We start from the raw sequence: 15609 nt of genomic DNA, 5'->3' as shown, positions 1-15609 counted from the left end.
CGTTAATAATTTTGATGGATGTTTCGACTATATCAGCATTATTAATTAATATGAATCTGTAGTTGTCGATTTTTGTATGTGAGCGCTGCATGGCACGCTTACTTGTAAGTGAGAGGAGTTCTCGATGGCCGGTGATGGTATACAGGTTGGATATGAGGGGCTTTCAGCCGCCGCAGCAAATTTTGACCAGCGTGTACAGGACCTTGAAAACATCCTGCAACAGGTGACAGCTGCTGTGAACAATCTGCAATCCGACTGGAAGAGTAATGGAGCTGTGAGCTTTGAATCTGCTATGACCAAGTGGAATAGTGATGTCCGCGAATTGAATAATACGCTCGAAGAGATCAGTCGCAACGTAAAAGAAAGCAATCAGGTCTATCAGAGCGTGGATGCATCGATCCAGAAGTCCTTTGGCGGTTTCTCCTGAAGCATCTTAGTGCGTAATCTGACACCTCACAATTTTAGCCGCCGCTAGTATGTTGGTGCGGCTGGAGCGTTGCTTCATTCCATTGAGCGAACTCCGGTCACACCAACCGATAGAAACTAAACTATTATCTTATTCATAGGTTTTTTGAGCATCTGTTATGCAAAATGTGCTTCTCACAATTATTGGCCCGTATCGAAATTATGACCTGGAGTTGCCAGGTGATGTCCCTATTCGTGATCTGCTTCCTCTTTTAGTGGATATTTGTGGCCCGACAGATTCATCAATGAGTGATCATGGATCAATTGAGTGGTGTTTGCGCGTTGCCGATGGCTACCGCACGTTGAGTGATGCTCTCTCTCTGACGGATGCTGGTGTCTTTGATGGCATGATTCTCCATTTGCAAGAGGTCTCCTCGCTCAAAGAGGAGCCAGTGCCAGAAACGGGCTTTCGACCTCGATCCCTCACTCCAGGCCCTGATACTGGTGGGATTGGGATACAGTGGGATCGGAAGGGTCTCTTCTCCTGATGCCTGTGATTCGCTATAAAACGCATGCTGTTGAGGATTCTGCACTATGTATGGAACAAAGTTTTATCGACCAGCCAGAGCCTATCCTCCTGTGCTGCCAGCAGAAGATATTATAATCAATGCTCCTCCCGTCATGCCTCCAGCGCAAGGGACGGCGATGATCTGGATGCAACTTTTGTTGCCAGTGGTGGGTGGCCTGGGATCTTTTATTTTTATTATCGCTTTTCATTCCAATGGACTCATGATTGTCGCGGGAGTGGCGATGGCTGTCTGCTCGATTGGCTCCGGAGTGGCAATGGGTATGATCCAGCGTAGAACGCAGAGGAAGCAACGCGAGCTTGATAGTGAGCTCTATCGCTCGTATCTTGCGCAACGCCGTTTGCATCTGCGCAAGATCACGCAGCTACAACGTCAGGTCAGCGAGCGCGTTTATCCAGCATCTCCCCAACTGACCGAGTATGTGGGTGGACAGGTGCATCTGTGGGAGCGCCGTCCCGAAGATCCCGATTTTCTTCAGGTACGTATCGGTGTGGGGCCGATGCCTCTGTGCTGTCGCGTGCATCTGGATCTCGGCAACAATCCGATGGTACGTTATATACCAGAATTGCGTGCTCTGGCTGAGGCTCTGGTCAATGAGTGGAGCTATCTCGACGATATGCCGGCTTTGATCCCACTGCGCCAGCTGGGTATTCTCTCGGTCACTGGACCGCGTCAACGAACGCGCACACTGGTGCAGGCCATGCTCTGTCAGGTTGTCGCCCATCAATCGCCAGAGGACGTGCGCTGCATGGTCTTTTTCCCCGAACACGCTGCGATCTCCTGGAACTGGCTGAAATGGCTTCCGCACGTCCACCGCCTGCGTCAGGTCAAGGCCGAGACGCCCTATGCCCCCGACCATCTCTGCATGCTCGCCAGCACGATAGATGATGTACGCCATGTCTTACAGCAGCAGATCAAGCCTGAGTTAGATCGTCGTCGTCGCCTGCTCGATGATAAAGACCGCAAGGAGAGGCCAGAAGCGCGTATCAACATTGTCCGGCCGCATCTGGTTATCATCCTGGATGGCTTCTCCCCTTATGGACCATTGGGGCAGCTTCCAGAGATGGACGAGCTCTTTGCTGGGGCTGCTCAGTTAGGGGTGACGATTATATGTCTGGTCGATAAGATTAGCGAGGAGCCCGCGCTCCTTCAGGCGCGCCTTTCGATCTCGTCGATTGGTCGGCTGGATTTTGAGATGCTGCACATGGGCGGACAACGTCTGGAGGGTCTTAATCCAGATACGATCACCGCTCAAGATTGTGAGTGCATTGCTCGTAGTCTGGCTCCCTTAAGTCTGGCCGATGCGGATGCGCAGCAAGATCTGTCACAGGATGTTCGCCTGCTCGATCTGCTCTCTATCCCCTCCTCCGATACATTGCAGGTCTCCAAGAGCTGGCAGAACCACGAATTGCATGATCTCCTGCGCATTCCGCTCGGGATACGCGCCGATGGGGAACCGTTGGTGCTGGATCTTAAAGAGTCTGCGGATAAAGGCATGGGTCCTCATGGCCTGGTAGTGGGGGCGACAGGTTCCGGGAAGAGCGAGTTATTGCGCACGATTGTTATCGGTCTGGCCGCGCAGCATGATCCCGAGATGGTGAACTTCGTGCTGGTCGACTTCAAAGGAGGTGCCTCCTTTGCCGATTTTGCGCCTCTGCCGCATGTAGCTGGAATTATTACCAATCTTCAGGGTGATAGTGCCCTGATCAATCGCTCGTATGAAGCGATCCTGGGAGAGCAGCAGCGTCGTCAGCGTATGTTGCACGAGGCAAACAACGTAGAGAACATCAAGCTGTACCATGCGAGGCGACGTTTGCAACCTCAATTGGAGCCGATGCCCTATCTGGTGATTATTGCCGATGAGTTCGCCGAATTGATTGCGCAGCAACCAGATTTCCTCGAGTTATTTGTGACTCTGGGACGTGTAGGACGGAGCCTGGGCATCCATCTACTCTTCGCCACGCAACGTATCGATGAAGGGCGCATTCGTGGCCTGGAGGGTCATCTGCGCTATCGTATCTGCCTGCGCACCTTTAGTGCTGCCGAAAGTTCATCTGTGCTGGGAAAGTCGGATGCCTATTATCTGCCTTCTACTCCTGGTATGGGCTATTTTAAGGTCGACACCGATGTCTATCATCTGTTTAAGACCGCTTTGATCTCGATCCCTTTTGTCTCAAGGAGTGAGCAGGTCTCGCCTCAGGCGCGTATCCGGGAATTCACGGCGACTGGCAAACTGATCAAGCATCAGTATTCCTCGCTCTCTGCTGCTCCGACAACGCTGCTGGTGGAGGAGGCCAGTGCTCTGCACACCGAGATGGATGTGGTGATTGATCGTCTCTCAGCGGTGCCCGGCCAGCGGCGGCAGAGTGTGCATCAGGTCTGGCTGCCGCCGCTCAGTAAATCATTGCCCCTGTACGTCATTCTGGAAGACTATCTTCATCGGCCTCTCAATGGAGAAAAATTGAGCTCTCCAGCAGCATTTGGTGCCATGCGCGTGCCGGTGGGCCTGGTCGATATCCCATTGATGCAGGCTCAGGAGCCGATGTGGCTGGATTTCTCTGGCTCGGGTGGCCATCTGGCGCTGGTTGGGGCTCCGCAGAGTGGCAAGAGTACCTTCTTGCGCACCTTGATTACATCATTTATGGTGACACATACACCGACCGACGTTCAACTCTATTGTATCGACCTTGGCGGCGGTTTGCTGCGTACCTTTGCGGATGCGCCTCACGTCGGTGTGGTTTGTGGCAAGGCTGATCGCGATAAAGTGCGGCGCGTGCTGCGTCAGATGCGCAAAGTGATTGAGGATCGTGAGTTCTTTTTCCGCGAGCATAGTATCGATAGTATGGCAGCTTTCCGTCTGCGTCGCTCTGCTGGCGAGCTGAAAGAGATGCAGTTTGGTGACGTATTTCTGATCATCGATAACTTTTCGCAGTTCTGTATGGAGTTTGATCTGGAGGCGGAGGTCACTGAACTCGTGGCGACCGGGCTGACCTATGGAGTGCATGTGGTGCTGGCAGCTAATCGCTGGGCCGAGATACGCTCTAGACTGCGCGATAACATTGGCACGCGTCTCGAACTACATCTTAACGATCCGCTGGATTCTGAGTTTGGCAAAGTGGCGGCCATGAAAATTCCGGTTGGAGTGCCCGGACGAGGCGTGAATAAAGATAAATTGCTCTTTCAGATTGCCTTACCGTTGATTGATCACTCACTATCCAGCGGAAGTGGACCGGCGCCAGCTCCGCAACGTGTGCTGGAGACGTTTGTCCACGATGTACGTTCCGCCTGGGAGGGTGAGGTCGCCCCACCGATTCGCCTTCTGCCCTCGCTGGTCTCTTTGCGGAACCTGCCCTCGGCCGCTGTACCCGCTCAGCCCTCTGGTATTCCCATCGGGCTGGAGGAGTCGCGCCTGGACCCTCTCTTTGTGGATCTGATCTCCGCTGGTCCGCACTTCTTGATTCTGGGAGATTCTGAATGCGGTAAAACAACGCTGTTACGTACCTGGATGCGAGGTATTGAGCAGCGTTATCCTCGTGATCAGGTAGCGTTTGGGATCATAGATTATCGCAAAATGCTGCTTGATTTCGCTGAAAGTAAGAACCTGCTCTCGTATGCCTATAATTCCAGCACGCTGACCGAATGCCTGGGAAACTTTCGTGTAGACCTCGAAAAGCGTCTCAAGGCGGGAGCAGATCTCTCCTTAAATCAATTGCGCACCAGGAAGCGCTGGGATGGGCGGCACTATTTTCTCTTTGTTGATGATTATGACGCGCTGGCGTCGCAATCAAACTCTCCTTTGAGTCCCCTCCTGGATGCCATCTTAGCTGGACGCGATATCGGCTTCCATCTGGTCATCGCCCGTCGCGTTGGAGGTATTGGACGTGCCTCCTTTGAACCCATACTCCAACGCCTGCGTGAAATGGGCACAGCTGCCCTCATCATGAGCGGCGATGCTCAGGAGGGACGCATTATGCATGGACAGGCTGCCGGCCCACTACCTCCCGGACGTGGCTATTTTGTCAGACCGAAGCATCCCGCCACGCTGGTACAGGTCGCCTATAGCGAACCTGATGACTCTGATGAGGACTAATCGCAAGTCAGGACAAACATGGTTGTCCTGACTTGCTCCTCTATTCTGACTTCGTTCACACGTTACGCTTTGTCATGGTGGGAGGCTCGGTGGTTGAGTCCCAAAAGATAATGCGCGTGGGGATGATGCGTATCAAGGCTGGACTGAGATTGGGATCGATGGCTTTCCCACCTTCGGGAAGTGCCAGTGCTTGTCCGCGTATTTCCAGGCTACGTGTCTTCCAGGGAGGTAATACATCGTCTACCAGAAAAGATGCCAGACCATTGCGGGCGATGTTCCGGAACTTCTGCGTATTCCCGTTATCATATCCGCCAATATCGATAGTGTCCTCCGTTGGATTGTAACGAAAGCCAACAGCGGCGACTTGTGGCTCTCCACGCTGATTCACTGTTGCCAGGCGTCCAAGTCGTTGTGTTTGTAAATAGGCTAATTCTGCTTCGGTAAATTTGCTCATAATATATGTATGTACTTTCCTTTAATAAAATGTTCCTGTTGCCTATCGCGGCAGTTACAGATTTTTCTTTCTGCGTTGAGAGTAACAGTAGGGTGGAAAAAAAGGCATGTACCTATGGTCAGTTTTTCCTGCTCATTTGTGCAAGCTGGGGTGTCTTATCGACGGATTGAGCGAGAAACAGTCGAGAGATAGCATCATCCCTCTCGTCATTGCCCTCGTTTAATTTGATAAGCCTCATGATAAAACATCAGAGATGGTGAGGTAAGTGTAGGGAAAAAGTAGACTCGATGAGATATATGAAGATATAATATGGATGTTTGAGCTTATGTGAGGGATGGTCTCTATGGCCGGATACGATATTATTGTGATAGGCGCTTCGGCAGGTGGCGTCAATGCTTTGCGTCAGATTGCTGAGGATCTGCCTGCTGATCTACCGGCTGCGGTTTTTATGGTTTTGCACGTGCCGCCGATTGGTCGCAGCTACTTGCCTCAGATTATCAGTCGTTCTGGTCGCCTTCAGGCGGTACATCCCACAGATGGGATGCCCATTGAGCAGCAACATATTTATATCGCGCCTCCTGATTATCACATGCTACTTGAGTTAGGTATTGTCCGTGTGATGCATAGTCCGAAGGAGCATCGAAACCGCCCCGCCATCGATCCACTTTTCCGCTCGGCGGCCGACGTCTACGGTCCGCGTACCATCGGAGTTGTCTTGACGGGCGCACTGACCGATGGGACTTTAGGTCTGGCCGCGATTCATCAGCAAGGCGGGATGACGATTGTGCAAGATCCCCGGGACGCTCTTTATCCAAGTATGCCAATGAGCGCCCAGACCCTGGTACCAGTCGATTATGTGCGCCCGATCACGGCGATTGGTCCACTGCTGGAACAGCTTGTGCGTTTTCCTAGGCTATTGCCTCCGTTGTAACCTCTGGTATTGGATGAGCCTTAAAGTCCACCTGTATTGCGCATCAATCCACCATCGATGAAGAAGGTTGAACCTGTCACATAGGCCGACGCATCTGAGGCCAGGTAGAGGGCGAGTTTTGCAATTTCTTCTGGTTGGCCCATGCGATGAAGCGGGATCTCATCCAGCAACGCCTTCAGCTTCGTGGGATCGGCTTTCACATCGGCATCGATCGGAGTATCTACAGCTCCCGGGCCAATATTGTTGACGGTAATGTTATGCGGGGCGAGTTCCAGGCAAATAGTGCGCGTCAGCATACGCAATCCACCCTTGGCGCAGCAATAGGGGACATTGGCCAGCATTGGCAGATCTTCGTGGACCGATGAGATATTGATGATGCGTCCAGCGGTCTGACGCTTTACCATTTCACGTGCCGCTGCCTGAGCGCAGAAGAATGTTCCTTTGAGGTCAACGCCGAGCACACGATCAAATTGATCTTCGGTGACGTCCAGAAAGGGACTATGGATCTCCATTCCGGCGTTATTGACCATAATATCGAGGCGATTGAAATGCTCCACCGTCTGCTGAATCAGTCCAAGTGCCTGTTGATACTGTGAGACATCCGCTTGTATGACCAGGGCGGTGCCTTGTTGTTGCGTGATTAATTGTCGAACCTCTTCCGCTTTATCCTGAGCGTGGGCATAGTTGATCACGACCGTTGCACCTTCACGCGCTAACTCAAGCGCGATAGCTCGTCCGATACCGCTATCTGATCCAGTGACAATCGCCACCTTTTGATCGAGTTGTCCCATAATATTTTTTCTCATCCTTTCAGATAAACATACGCACTCTACAAATGGCATCAGGTATATTGCATTCTTTTTTGTCTTATCTTTATCACGGATGCGCGTCCCAAAAAGATTTTACGGGCATATGCGCGCTGGTACAATCGTGATATGAGCTGAACTGGCTTATTTGTCTTTGCTTGCTCTACGCGGACTACTGTGTTTTCTCTGACGATGACGTCTTTTGACTGTCAAGCGACATCTTCGAAGTTTTATTCTGCGTTGCTAATGCGTCATGCTGTTGCGTGGCTTTAAAGACAGTCAGCATACGTTCAATAGCGGTTATGTTGGAGAAGACTGCCAGTATTGCCAGTGCCCACATGGTCACGACGATGCCAAAGAGGAGTCCAACGGCGAGAATCACGACGCGCTCTGGTCGTGCCAGCAGGCCAGTTTTGCACTCGACGCCAAGTCCCTCGGCGCGTGCTTTGGTATAGCTTACCATCAGGGAACCGACAATCGAGATATAGATAAGTACGATCATCCAGATCTGAATATTGCCTCCAAGCCAGAACGCATCTTGCATCGATGGATGAAATAACGCATAAAAGAGCAGACCTGACAGGGTAATGGCTTCAGAGTAGCGATCAAGGGTTGAGTCAAAGAATGCCCCAAATGTGGTGGCCAGATTGCGTACGCGAGCGGTGGCTCCATCAAATAGATCAAAAATACCGGTAAAAAGCACCATCAGGCCACCGACAAAGAAGAGACCTTTTCCGATCACGATGGCCGTCACGAAGCTCAAGAGCAAGCCAATCAGGGTAAACGTATTTGGTGAAATGCCCAGGTTTGCCAGAGGACGCACGATTTGTGCCGCAATATATCTCGCCCATTTTTGTATATCATTATTGAACATCGATATCCTACCAACTTTTTCGATAACTAATTTCAACTGACCATCATATCTCAAGAGCAATCGATTATAATTGTTATTGTAACACCTGCAAACTCAGACTTGTCTGACAGACCTGCATCGACTGCCTGATCCTTCCCCTTGTTATACGTATCCAATGGGCAATGTTGCTCTACATCCAGAGCAATAGCCTGCTACCTTTCCAGACTTCCTGGCGTGTTATTATTAAGAATATAATTCACGAGGGATTCTCACTATTGGATATGTCATCTAGATGCAGTTCAAGCGATGAAAGAGGCAATAATGGCACAAACTGTCCATGATCTGCGCAAAACCCTGGCTCAAGAGGCTCTCCAAGTGGTAGAGGGAGCTCAACTAGAAGCAGTGCGTATGCAAGCGCACGAATATCATCCTGAGCACCTGCTCTTGAGCCTGCTGAAGCTCGATAATGCTGCCAGTTCCAACGTCTTTAGCCTGCTTGGTATGGATGTACGTTCAATGACTCAAGCCGCTGCTGAACTTATCCATCATGTCGGTCCGGCAAACCCGAGTCAGCAGCAGATACAAAAGATCTTACCCTCGAAAGAAGCTCAGGAATGTCTGGACTGGTCGGCATCCTTTGCGGAGCAGAGACGCAGCCCGGATATCCGGGCGGAATATTTGTTACTTGGTATCCTCCGCCATGCCCAGGTGCAACCGTTTCTGGTTTTATTGTATCCTTCCAACGAAGCGATGCCAGCCTATCTGCTTGAGGAGGATGGTGCCGCCTATACCAGTGCGATGGACCAGTTGATCCAGATAAAGATACGCGAGTATAAACATCCAGGACAAAATGTCTCTGCGTATCCTCTGCTCACCTGTGAGCGTCCAACCGTCGTCTTTGTCAATATCGTGGGGGCCGAAGCCGTCAAGCAGGAATTACGCCCCTTGATCTCGTATATACGGCGGCCACAGCTATCCCAGCGCATGCTACAAAGCACCTTTCTTGAAGAGACGCTCCTGCTTGGACATCCCAGCACCGAGAGGAAATTACTCGTACAAGCGATCGCAGGTGAAGCGATTGTCTCGCTGGTAACGTTATCGGTGTCCCGGCTGGTTGATCTGATGAATGCTATGCAGGCAGGCAAGGTTGATCCGGACACGCTGGTCTGGCTAGAACGTGAATATCCATCCTTTCAGAAGGAGCATGTAGTGCAAGCAGGAAGAAGTATCCTGCGTTCCGCTTTCGAGATGGCGAAGGAATGGTCTCCATGTCTACTCTATCTTGAAGATCTAGATGCCCTGGGCCAACTGGAGCATCAAGGAGTACAAGGGGCACTTCAGCGTCGTCTCCTCTCGGAGCTAGATGCCCTCGATTGGAAGCAGTCGATGGCGGTCATCGCCACCGCTTATAAAACTGAGATGCTTGATCCCGAATTGCTACAAGCTGGCCATTTTGAGCGACGGGTTCTGTTAAGCGAGAGCCATGCCATTCATCCCGCCGCGCAGACCAAGCTCTGCCTCACGTGCAAGCGAGAAGCGCTGGCTGCCTGGCATTTCTGTATCTATTGTGGTACCTCGCTCACGAAAGCCTGTCCGAATTGCGGCGCGGCACATATCGAGGTCGAAGGTTCGCGCTACTGTTTTTCCTGTGGCACGGACGTGTGGACGCCTGCCTGAAGGACTCGCCAGTTGAACCTGCCTTTAAGACTGTCCAACGCCCTGGCAGTTTGGGCACTCGTATGTCTGTTCTAGATCAAGATATCCAGAGCCACCACACATATTACAATCGTCGCTGGCGAAATCACTTTCGTCAGCGATTTCGTCATAGAAGACTTGCAGATATTCTTTGAGTAATTGCATCGTGGGTTCCTTTCACGAGTCAGCCTGCCTGCTAGTTGAGCGTAATGTATCCTCATCCGTATCTACTGAGCTGTGCTACTCATTGACCTTTTTCGGCTAGTTGAAAGGGAATATAATGAAGTAGCGCCATCAAAGTCTTATTCTCATTGCCTATCCCGGTTCCGGTAAGGTTGTTGTTTCCATAAGCTTTGATTGACCCTTTCGTGTATGATAAAGGGAGTAGATATTCTGTTCGTAGGGAAGGCCTGATATGCGTATGCAATATGAATGGGACTCGTTTGTAGAGCAATTTTCCCGGTTGAAGGATGCTCTTGGGAAACCGATCGACCCTGAAATTTTTGAGACAGTGGTCGTGCTCAACGCGCTTGGCATGTCGACAGTGATGTCATGTGGAGGTCATCTGGATCAGCGGCGCGGGTTGATTATGCCCTGGGTGGATATTGATCCTCAGGATGTGGGCTTAGTTGATCTGGTGCAAGAGGAGGCAATGCTTGTTGAGCGCTCGCGTCAGATCCATCAGACCATGAAGCGTCTGCGCGAAGAGCGAGCCGAAGCTACGGACATTCAGCGTGCTCAGATGGATGCGAATGAGCTCTATCAGAGGCTACGCACCGTCCAGGATAGCATGCGCCAGATGCGCTCCGAGCTTAGAACGCAACTGGCTGGTTATCTGACAGAATTTTATCAGACGCGTCACGTTGCCTTCGATCGGCGGCTGATCCTGAGCGGCATGGGGAGAACCAGGCTACAAAGCCAGGGAGCTCTCGATTTTCATGTGAACGCATCCGCAGACGTTCAGCGGCAGAAGCTCGCTGAATATCGAGAGGAGATGGCGATCTTTACAGGTTTTCTCAAAAAGATCTACGAGGCTCACTAATCCTGATGTATATGTGACTATTCCGAGGACGTTAGTGCGCTTGAAGCGTTAGTATGCTCAGACATGCTCAAGGTAGCGCTGAGCCAGTAGATCAAGGATCTGGTTGCCGGGAGTATCCCAGATGGTCTGATTGAATATCTCAACTTCGATTGGCCCCCGATAGCCTGCCTGATCGACCGCACTGCGCAGCTTCCGTAACTCGATCACACCGTCGCCCATCATGCCGCGACCTTTGAGGATATCGGGGAGCGGTACGAGCCAATCGCTGATGTGAAATCCCAGGATATGTCCGCTGGCCCGCGTAATCTGCTCATAGACGGCCGCGTCCCACCAGACGTGGAAAGCGTCGATAACGACTCCCAGCTGCGCGACGGCGAACTTTTCGACGAGTTGATTGGCTTCGCTCAGGCTGGTGATGACTGAGCGGTCGGCGGCATACATCGGATGCAGTGGCTCGATAGCCAGCGCGATCCCAAATTGTTGCGCGACGGGTAGCAGAGCATTTAATGCGTCCTCGACCATCCCGCGAGCGGCCTGGATATCGCGATCGGGAGCGGGTCCGCAGACCAGGACCAGAACCTTCGTCTGGAGCGTAACGGCCTCTTCAATGGCGCGGAGATTATCGTCGATGCGTTGTTGACGCTCGCCGGCTGTCGTGGCGGGAAACCAACCTCCCCGACATAAGCTGGACACCTGAATACCTGTATCATGGACAATCCGAGCGCTCTCTGCCAATCCTGTTTGAGCGACCTTCTCGCGCCACAGGCCAATCGATGGGATACCGGCGCGGATACAGCCCTCGATGGCCTCGCGCACGCCCCAGCGATCAGTGGTAGCCTGATTTAAGCTCAGCCTCTTGAGGTCCGTGAATGGATACATGAGCATAAATCCTTTCTCTGCAATACATTTCATTGTGGGAGAAATATCCCTTCGCTTTAGGCATCAAAGCTCACCGACGTAGCGGCGCGGCTCCGCCGTGCTGTCTGTAGCTCGTACGAAGCAGCTCATCTGCGTCTCTCAACGCAGGCTAAAGGGGAACGTTGCGTACGGGACGTGACAGCACGGCGGAGCCGGCTTGCCTGCTCTCTTCAGAGGGGCGTTATGGTCTGCATGCGTTTGCAGGCCAGCTCTGGATCTATTAAGAGTCTGGCCTGATCGGCCAGGATGAAGATCTGGGCGAGATGCTCAATGGAGCGGCTCTTTTCCAATCCTCCTACCATCTGAAAATGCTCCTGATGGCCGTTGAGATAGGCCAGAAAGACGATGCCCGCTTTGTAGTCATAGGTTGGATGCTGAAAGATGTGGCGTGAGAGAGGGACCGTCGGTGTCAGAATCTGCTCATAGCTCTGGATGTCTCCCGCGTCGAGGGCGTGCAAGGCTGCCGCTGCCGCTGGCGCGATGGCATCAAAGATACCGAGCAGAGCGTGGCTATAGCTTTGTTCGTCTCCAAGCATCAAGGCGGGATAATTGAAGTCGTCGCCAGTGTACATCTTGACGCCAGCGGGCAAGCGGTGGCGCATTGCAATCTCGCGTGCGGCATCCAGGAGTGAGATCTTGATGCCATCGATCCTGCTGGCGTGACGTCCAATGATCGTCAGACAGGTATCCATGGCCGTTGCGAGATCTGTTGATCCCCAGTAGCCGGTCAGTGCAGGATCAAACATTGCTCCCAGCCAGTGGATGATGACTGGCTGCTTGACCTGTGAGAGGATCTTGTCGTACACGTGGATGTAATCGTCGGCGGATTGTGCGCAGGCTGCCAGAGCACGACTGGCCATCAAAATGATGTGGCCTCCTGCGCCTTCAATAAAAGCGCACTGCTCCTCATAGGCGTGTTGAACTGCCTCCAGTGTGAGTTGTGAAGAAAGTTTCAGCTGATCGGTCCCTGCTCCACAGGCGATTCTGGCGCCTGACCGGGATTTTGCTGCGGCGAGTGAGCGCCCGATCAGCTCGCGAGAGGTTGTCCAATCGAGTCCCATCCCTCTTTGAGCGGTATCCATCGCCTCGGCGACGCCCAGTCCGAGCGACCAGAGATGATGCCGATAGGCCAGCGTCGCATCCCAATCGAGCTGATCGGGACGCTCTGCGTGCGTGTCGAGGACGACGTGTGCTGCGGCGTAGGCGACACGGCTATGTGGTGCGCTTGCCTGTACAGGATAGGGACTGGCTTCTCCTACCTGATAAGCTTGTTGAGTGCCATCGGCCAGGGGCAGCAAAAGCGTTGCACTCATGGTCTGGCCTCGCTTCCTGTTGTGAGGGGAGGAACATCAAGCCAGCGGCGTTCGGCCCAGGATTGTAGTCCCAACTCGGCCAACTGGACTCCCTTTGCTCCTTCAGCCAGTGTCCAGCGGAACGGCGTATCGCAGACCACATGTTTCAGGAAGAGCTCCCATTCAGCTTTAAAGCCATTATCGAAGATATCGTTATCGGGGACATCCTGCCAACTCTCCTGGAAGCGTATCGTATTTGGTACATCGGGATTCCAGACCGCTTTGGGCGTGGTGACGCGGCTCTGGACCTTGCATTCGCGTAATCCTGCGCTGGCGCTACCCTCTGTTCCATCTACCTGCATCGTGAAGAGCTCATCGCGATAGACGCGGACCGTCCATGAGGAATTGAATTGGGCGATAATCCCGTTTTCGAGCTCGAAGGTGGCGTAAGATGCATCATCGGCGCTGGCCGTATAGGCATGTCCTTGCTCGTCGAAGCGCTCGGGGATATGCGTTGCGCCGAGGCACGAGACCGCTTTGATGCGGCCAAAGAGATTCTCGATCACGTATTGCCAGTGGCAGAGCATGTCGACGATGATGCCTCCACCATCTTCTTTGCGATAGTTCCACGATGGCCGCTGCGCTTTTTGCCAATCGCCCTCAAATACCCAGTAGCCGAATTCGCCGCGCACCGAGAGGATGCGTCCAAAGAAGCCGCTATCGATCACGCGCTTGAGCTTGATCAATCCAGGCAAGAACAGCTTATCCTGTACCACACCATTTTTTACACCGGCTCGTTCAGCGAGCTGAGCCAACTCAAGCGCCGTTGCCACATCGGTCGCGATTGGCTTCTCGCAATAGATATGTTTGCCAGCTTGAATCGCTTGCCGCAAGGAATCGGCTCGTTGTGTTGTTGTCTGAGCATCAAAATAGATTTCGTCCTCAGGATTTGTCAGGCACTGTGCCAGATTGGTACTCCAGCGCTCAATGCTATGTGCCTGTGCTAGCGCAGCGATTTTCTGTTCATTACGGCCCAACAGCACCGGATCAGGATAGATACTATCTCCGCCAGCAATCGGAATACCTCCCTGTGCTCGAATAGCTGCGATTGAGCGAATCAGATGCTGATTGGTTCCCATGCGTCCCGTGACGCCGTTCATAATAATCCCGACTCTTCGCACGGTCATTATGCCACCTCCATTCATCCTTGCTCACCAGGAATAGTCACAAAAAGAAAACGTTTACTTCCCATAGTCTAATTGGTTATCTTGGCCTTGTCAAGTCCTGGATTTGAGCATAAAATGGGCATAAGTATGCTTTACAGTTTGTGAGATTCAACATGAATCCAGAAAATTGCCCTCCAGACTCTTAACACCTTCCACTTTATTCTCTATAATATGAAGCAAGAAAGATACTTTTAAGAAAGAGTAGCTGTCATCATAGGAGATCACACTTTGACAAAGCGTCGTTTGATGGAAATATTTTCTATTATTGCCTGTTTCGTGTCGTATCTGACACTTTTACTTGGTGCAACGGTCACGAAGACGGATGCCGGTGAGGGATGCGGTCAGACCTGGCCGTTCTGTCATGGAGTTATTATTCCGAACTTTTTATCGATAGATACTGTCTATGAATATAGCCACCGCGTGATTGCTGGCCTGGATACAGGTGCAATCTGCATTATCGTTCTCTGGTCATGGTGGGTCTATCGCAAAGACTTTCGGATCAAACTCTTTGGCGTACTGAGTGTCTTTTTTGTTTTCTTACAGGCTGTGCTCGGAGCGTTAACCGTCGTATACGAAGGCACGTATGCCAAAGAGGGACTGCTCTCTCTGCACTTTGGCTTCTCCCTGGTCTCGCTGGCGAGCGTTGTGTTGCTCTCGCTGCGTATTTTCCAGATAGGATCGGATAAAAAAGATATCCAGGACCCGGCGGTACCACCATCTCGATTATTGCAGTATGGCATCTGGCTGGTGACGGCCTACACCTATTATGTAGTCTACTCGGGAGCGTTGGTGCGACATTCTTCGTCGACTCTGGCCTGTGGAACCGAATTTCCCGGTTGCGGTGATGCATATCTACCCGGCTTCTTCTCAAATACCGGTATCCAACTCCTGCATCGCTATTCGGCTGCCAGTATCTGGCTCTTCATACTGGCGCTCATGATCATTATCGGATTGCGCTTCCAGAGTCGTCGCGATCTCGTCTGGGGAAGTCGTTGGGCCTTTATCCTTGTCTGCTTACAAGCTGTGACCGGCATCGCAACTGTCATGACAGGTGCTCAACTCTTCGTCTCGCTGATCCACACTACTAATATTGCTATGCTTTTCTCGGTGCTGTGCTATCTGTGCATGCAGGTCGAATGGCCCTTCCGGAGGCGCGTCAAGAGTACTCCGGCACTCAATAATCTCCCAGTGTCGAGCGCAGCAAAGACACTGTAGCGTCGCACGCTCGCGTGCGATGTCCCACCCGACGTACGATCAGGCAGGCCAGCATGGCGCGCCAAGTTCTAACTGTCTCGTACGTCGAGTGGGAC

General features: G+C 52.2%; 14 protein-coding genes. 7 read left to right on the top strand and 7 right to left on the bottom strand.

What is annotated here, in order from left to right:
* Window positions 1–124: 124 nt before the first annotated feature.
* The 3 genes from AC27N8_RS07630 (at window position 125) to eccCb (ending at window position 5082) form a co-directional block, all read left to right on the top strand.
* Complete coding sequence (locus AC27N8_RS07630; protein ID WP_487065596.1) at window positions 125–427, top strand: WXG100 family type VII secretion target; 303 nt, start codon at window positions 125–127, stop codon at window positions 425–427.
* Between the two features lie 157 nt (window positions 428–584).
* Window positions 585–953 (top strand): EsaB/YukD family protein, encoded by a 369-nt coding sequence (locus tag AC27N8_RS07625; protein ID WP_487065594.1) that lies wholly within the window; start codon window positions 585–587, stop codon window positions 951–953.
* A gap of 46 nt (window positions 954–999) precedes the next feature.
* Window positions 1000–5082, top strand: a complete 4083-nt coding sequence (eccCb, locus tag AC27N8_RS07620) for a type VII secretion protein EccCb (RefSeq protein WP_487065592.1) — start codon at window positions 1000–1002, stop codon at window positions 5080–5082.
* Window positions 5083–5137: 55 nt separating this feature from the next.
* Here the strand turns inward: eccCb and AC27N8_RS07615 are convergent, their stop codons facing one another.
* Window positions 5138–5536 (bottom strand): PPOX class F420-dependent oxidoreductase, encoded by a 399-nt coding sequence (locus AC27N8_RS07615; RefSeq protein WP_487065590.1) that lies wholly within the window; start codon window positions 5534–5536, stop codon window positions 5138–5140.
* 343 nt (window positions 5537–5879) lie between these two features.
* On the opposite strand from AC27N8_RS07615, the gene AC27N8_RS07610 reads away from it, so the two are divergent.
* Window positions 5880–6467, top strand: a complete 588-nt coding sequence (locus AC27N8_RS07610; protein ID WP_487065588.1) for a chemotaxis protein CheB — start codon at window positions 5880–5882, stop codon at window positions 6465–6467.
* 20 nt (window positions 6468–6487) lie between these two features.
* Here AC27N8_RS07610 and AC27N8_RS07605 read toward each other — a convergent pair whose 3' ends face one another.
* Both AC27N8_RS07605 and AC27N8_RS07600 read right to left on the bottom strand, forming a co-directional pair.
* Window positions 6488–7258, bottom strand: coding sequence for an SDR family oxidoreductase (locus tag AC27N8_RS07605; protein WP_487065586.1), 771 nt, complete (start codon window positions 7256–7258; stop codon window positions 6488–6490).
* 187 nt (window positions 7259–7445) lie between these two features.
* A complete protein-coding gene (locus tag AC27N8_RS07600; RefSeq protein WP_487065584.1) occupies window positions 7446–8147 on the bottom strand; it encodes a CDP-alcohol phosphatidyltransferase family protein in 702 nt (233 codons plus the stop codon).
* A 300-nt stretch (window positions 8148–8447) separates the two neighbouring features.
* Here AC27N8_RS07600 and AC27N8_RS07595 point away from each other — a divergent pair, with 300 nt between their 5' ends.
* Window positions 8448–9803 carry a zinc ribbon domain-containing protein gene (locus AC27N8_RS07595; RefSeq protein WP_487065582.1) on the top strand — a complete coding sequence of 452 codons (1356 nt, stop codon included), beginning with the start codon at window positions 8448–8450 and terminating at the stop codon, window positions 9801–9803.
* 24 nt (window positions 9804–9827) lie between these two features.
* On the opposite strand, the gene AC27N8_RS07590 is transcribed toward AC27N8_RS07595, so the two are convergent.
* The gene (locus AC27N8_RS07590) at window positions 9828–9986 is read right to left on the bottom strand and encodes a hypothetical protein (RefSeq protein ID WP_487065580.1); all 159 of its coding nucleotides are present in this window, start codon (window positions 9984–9986) and stop codon (window positions 9828–9830) included.
* A gap of 250 nt (window positions 9987–10236) precedes the next feature.
* Here AC27N8_RS07590 and AC27N8_RS07585 point away from each other — a divergent pair, with 250 nt between their 5' ends.
* Entirely contained in the window at window positions 10237–10863 is a 627-nt protein-coding gene (locus AC27N8_RS07585) for a hypothetical protein (protein WP_487065578.1), read from the top strand.
* Window positions 10864–10920: 57 nt separating this feature from the next.
* On the opposite strand, the gene AC27N8_RS07580 is transcribed toward AC27N8_RS07585, so the two are convergent.
* The 3 genes from AC27N8_RS07580 to AC27N8_RS07570 form a co-directional block, all read right to left on the bottom strand.
* Window positions 10921–11742, bottom strand: a complete 822-nt coding sequence (locus AC27N8_RS07580) for a sugar phosphate isomerase/epimerase family protein (protein WP_487065576.1) — start codon at window positions 11740–11742, stop codon at window positions 10921–10923.
* Between the two features lie 209 nt (window positions 11743–11951).
* Window positions 11952–13094, bottom strand: a complete 1143-nt coding sequence (locus AC27N8_RS07575) for a dihydrodipicolinate synthase family protein (RefSeq protein WP_487065574.1) — start codon at window positions 13092–13094, stop codon at window positions 11952–11954.
* Window positions 13091–14260: a Gfo/Idh/MocA family protein gene (locus AC27N8_RS07570; RefSeq protein ID WP_487065572.1), complete on the bottom strand. Its 1170-nt coding sequence runs from the start codon at window positions 14258–14260 to the stop codon at window positions 13091–13093. The genes AC27N8_RS07575 and AC27N8_RS07570 overlap by 4 nt, the downstream gene beginning before the upstream one ends.
* Before the next feature lie 267 nt (window positions 14261–14527).
* On the opposite strand from AC27N8_RS07570, the gene AC27N8_RS07565 reads away from it, so the two are divergent.
* Complete coding sequence (locus AC27N8_RS07565; RefSeq protein ID WP_487065570.1) at window positions 14528–15514, top strand: COX15/CtaA family protein; 987 nt, start codon at window positions 14528–14530, stop codon at window positions 15512–15514.
* The last annotated feature ends 95 nt before the right edge of the window (window positions 15515–15609 follow it).

The organism is Dictyobacter sp. Z7_2, assembly GCF_057551105.1.
Note: the sequence above shows the minus strand (reverse complement) of the source record. Positions and strands in the feature narration are given on the sequence as shown.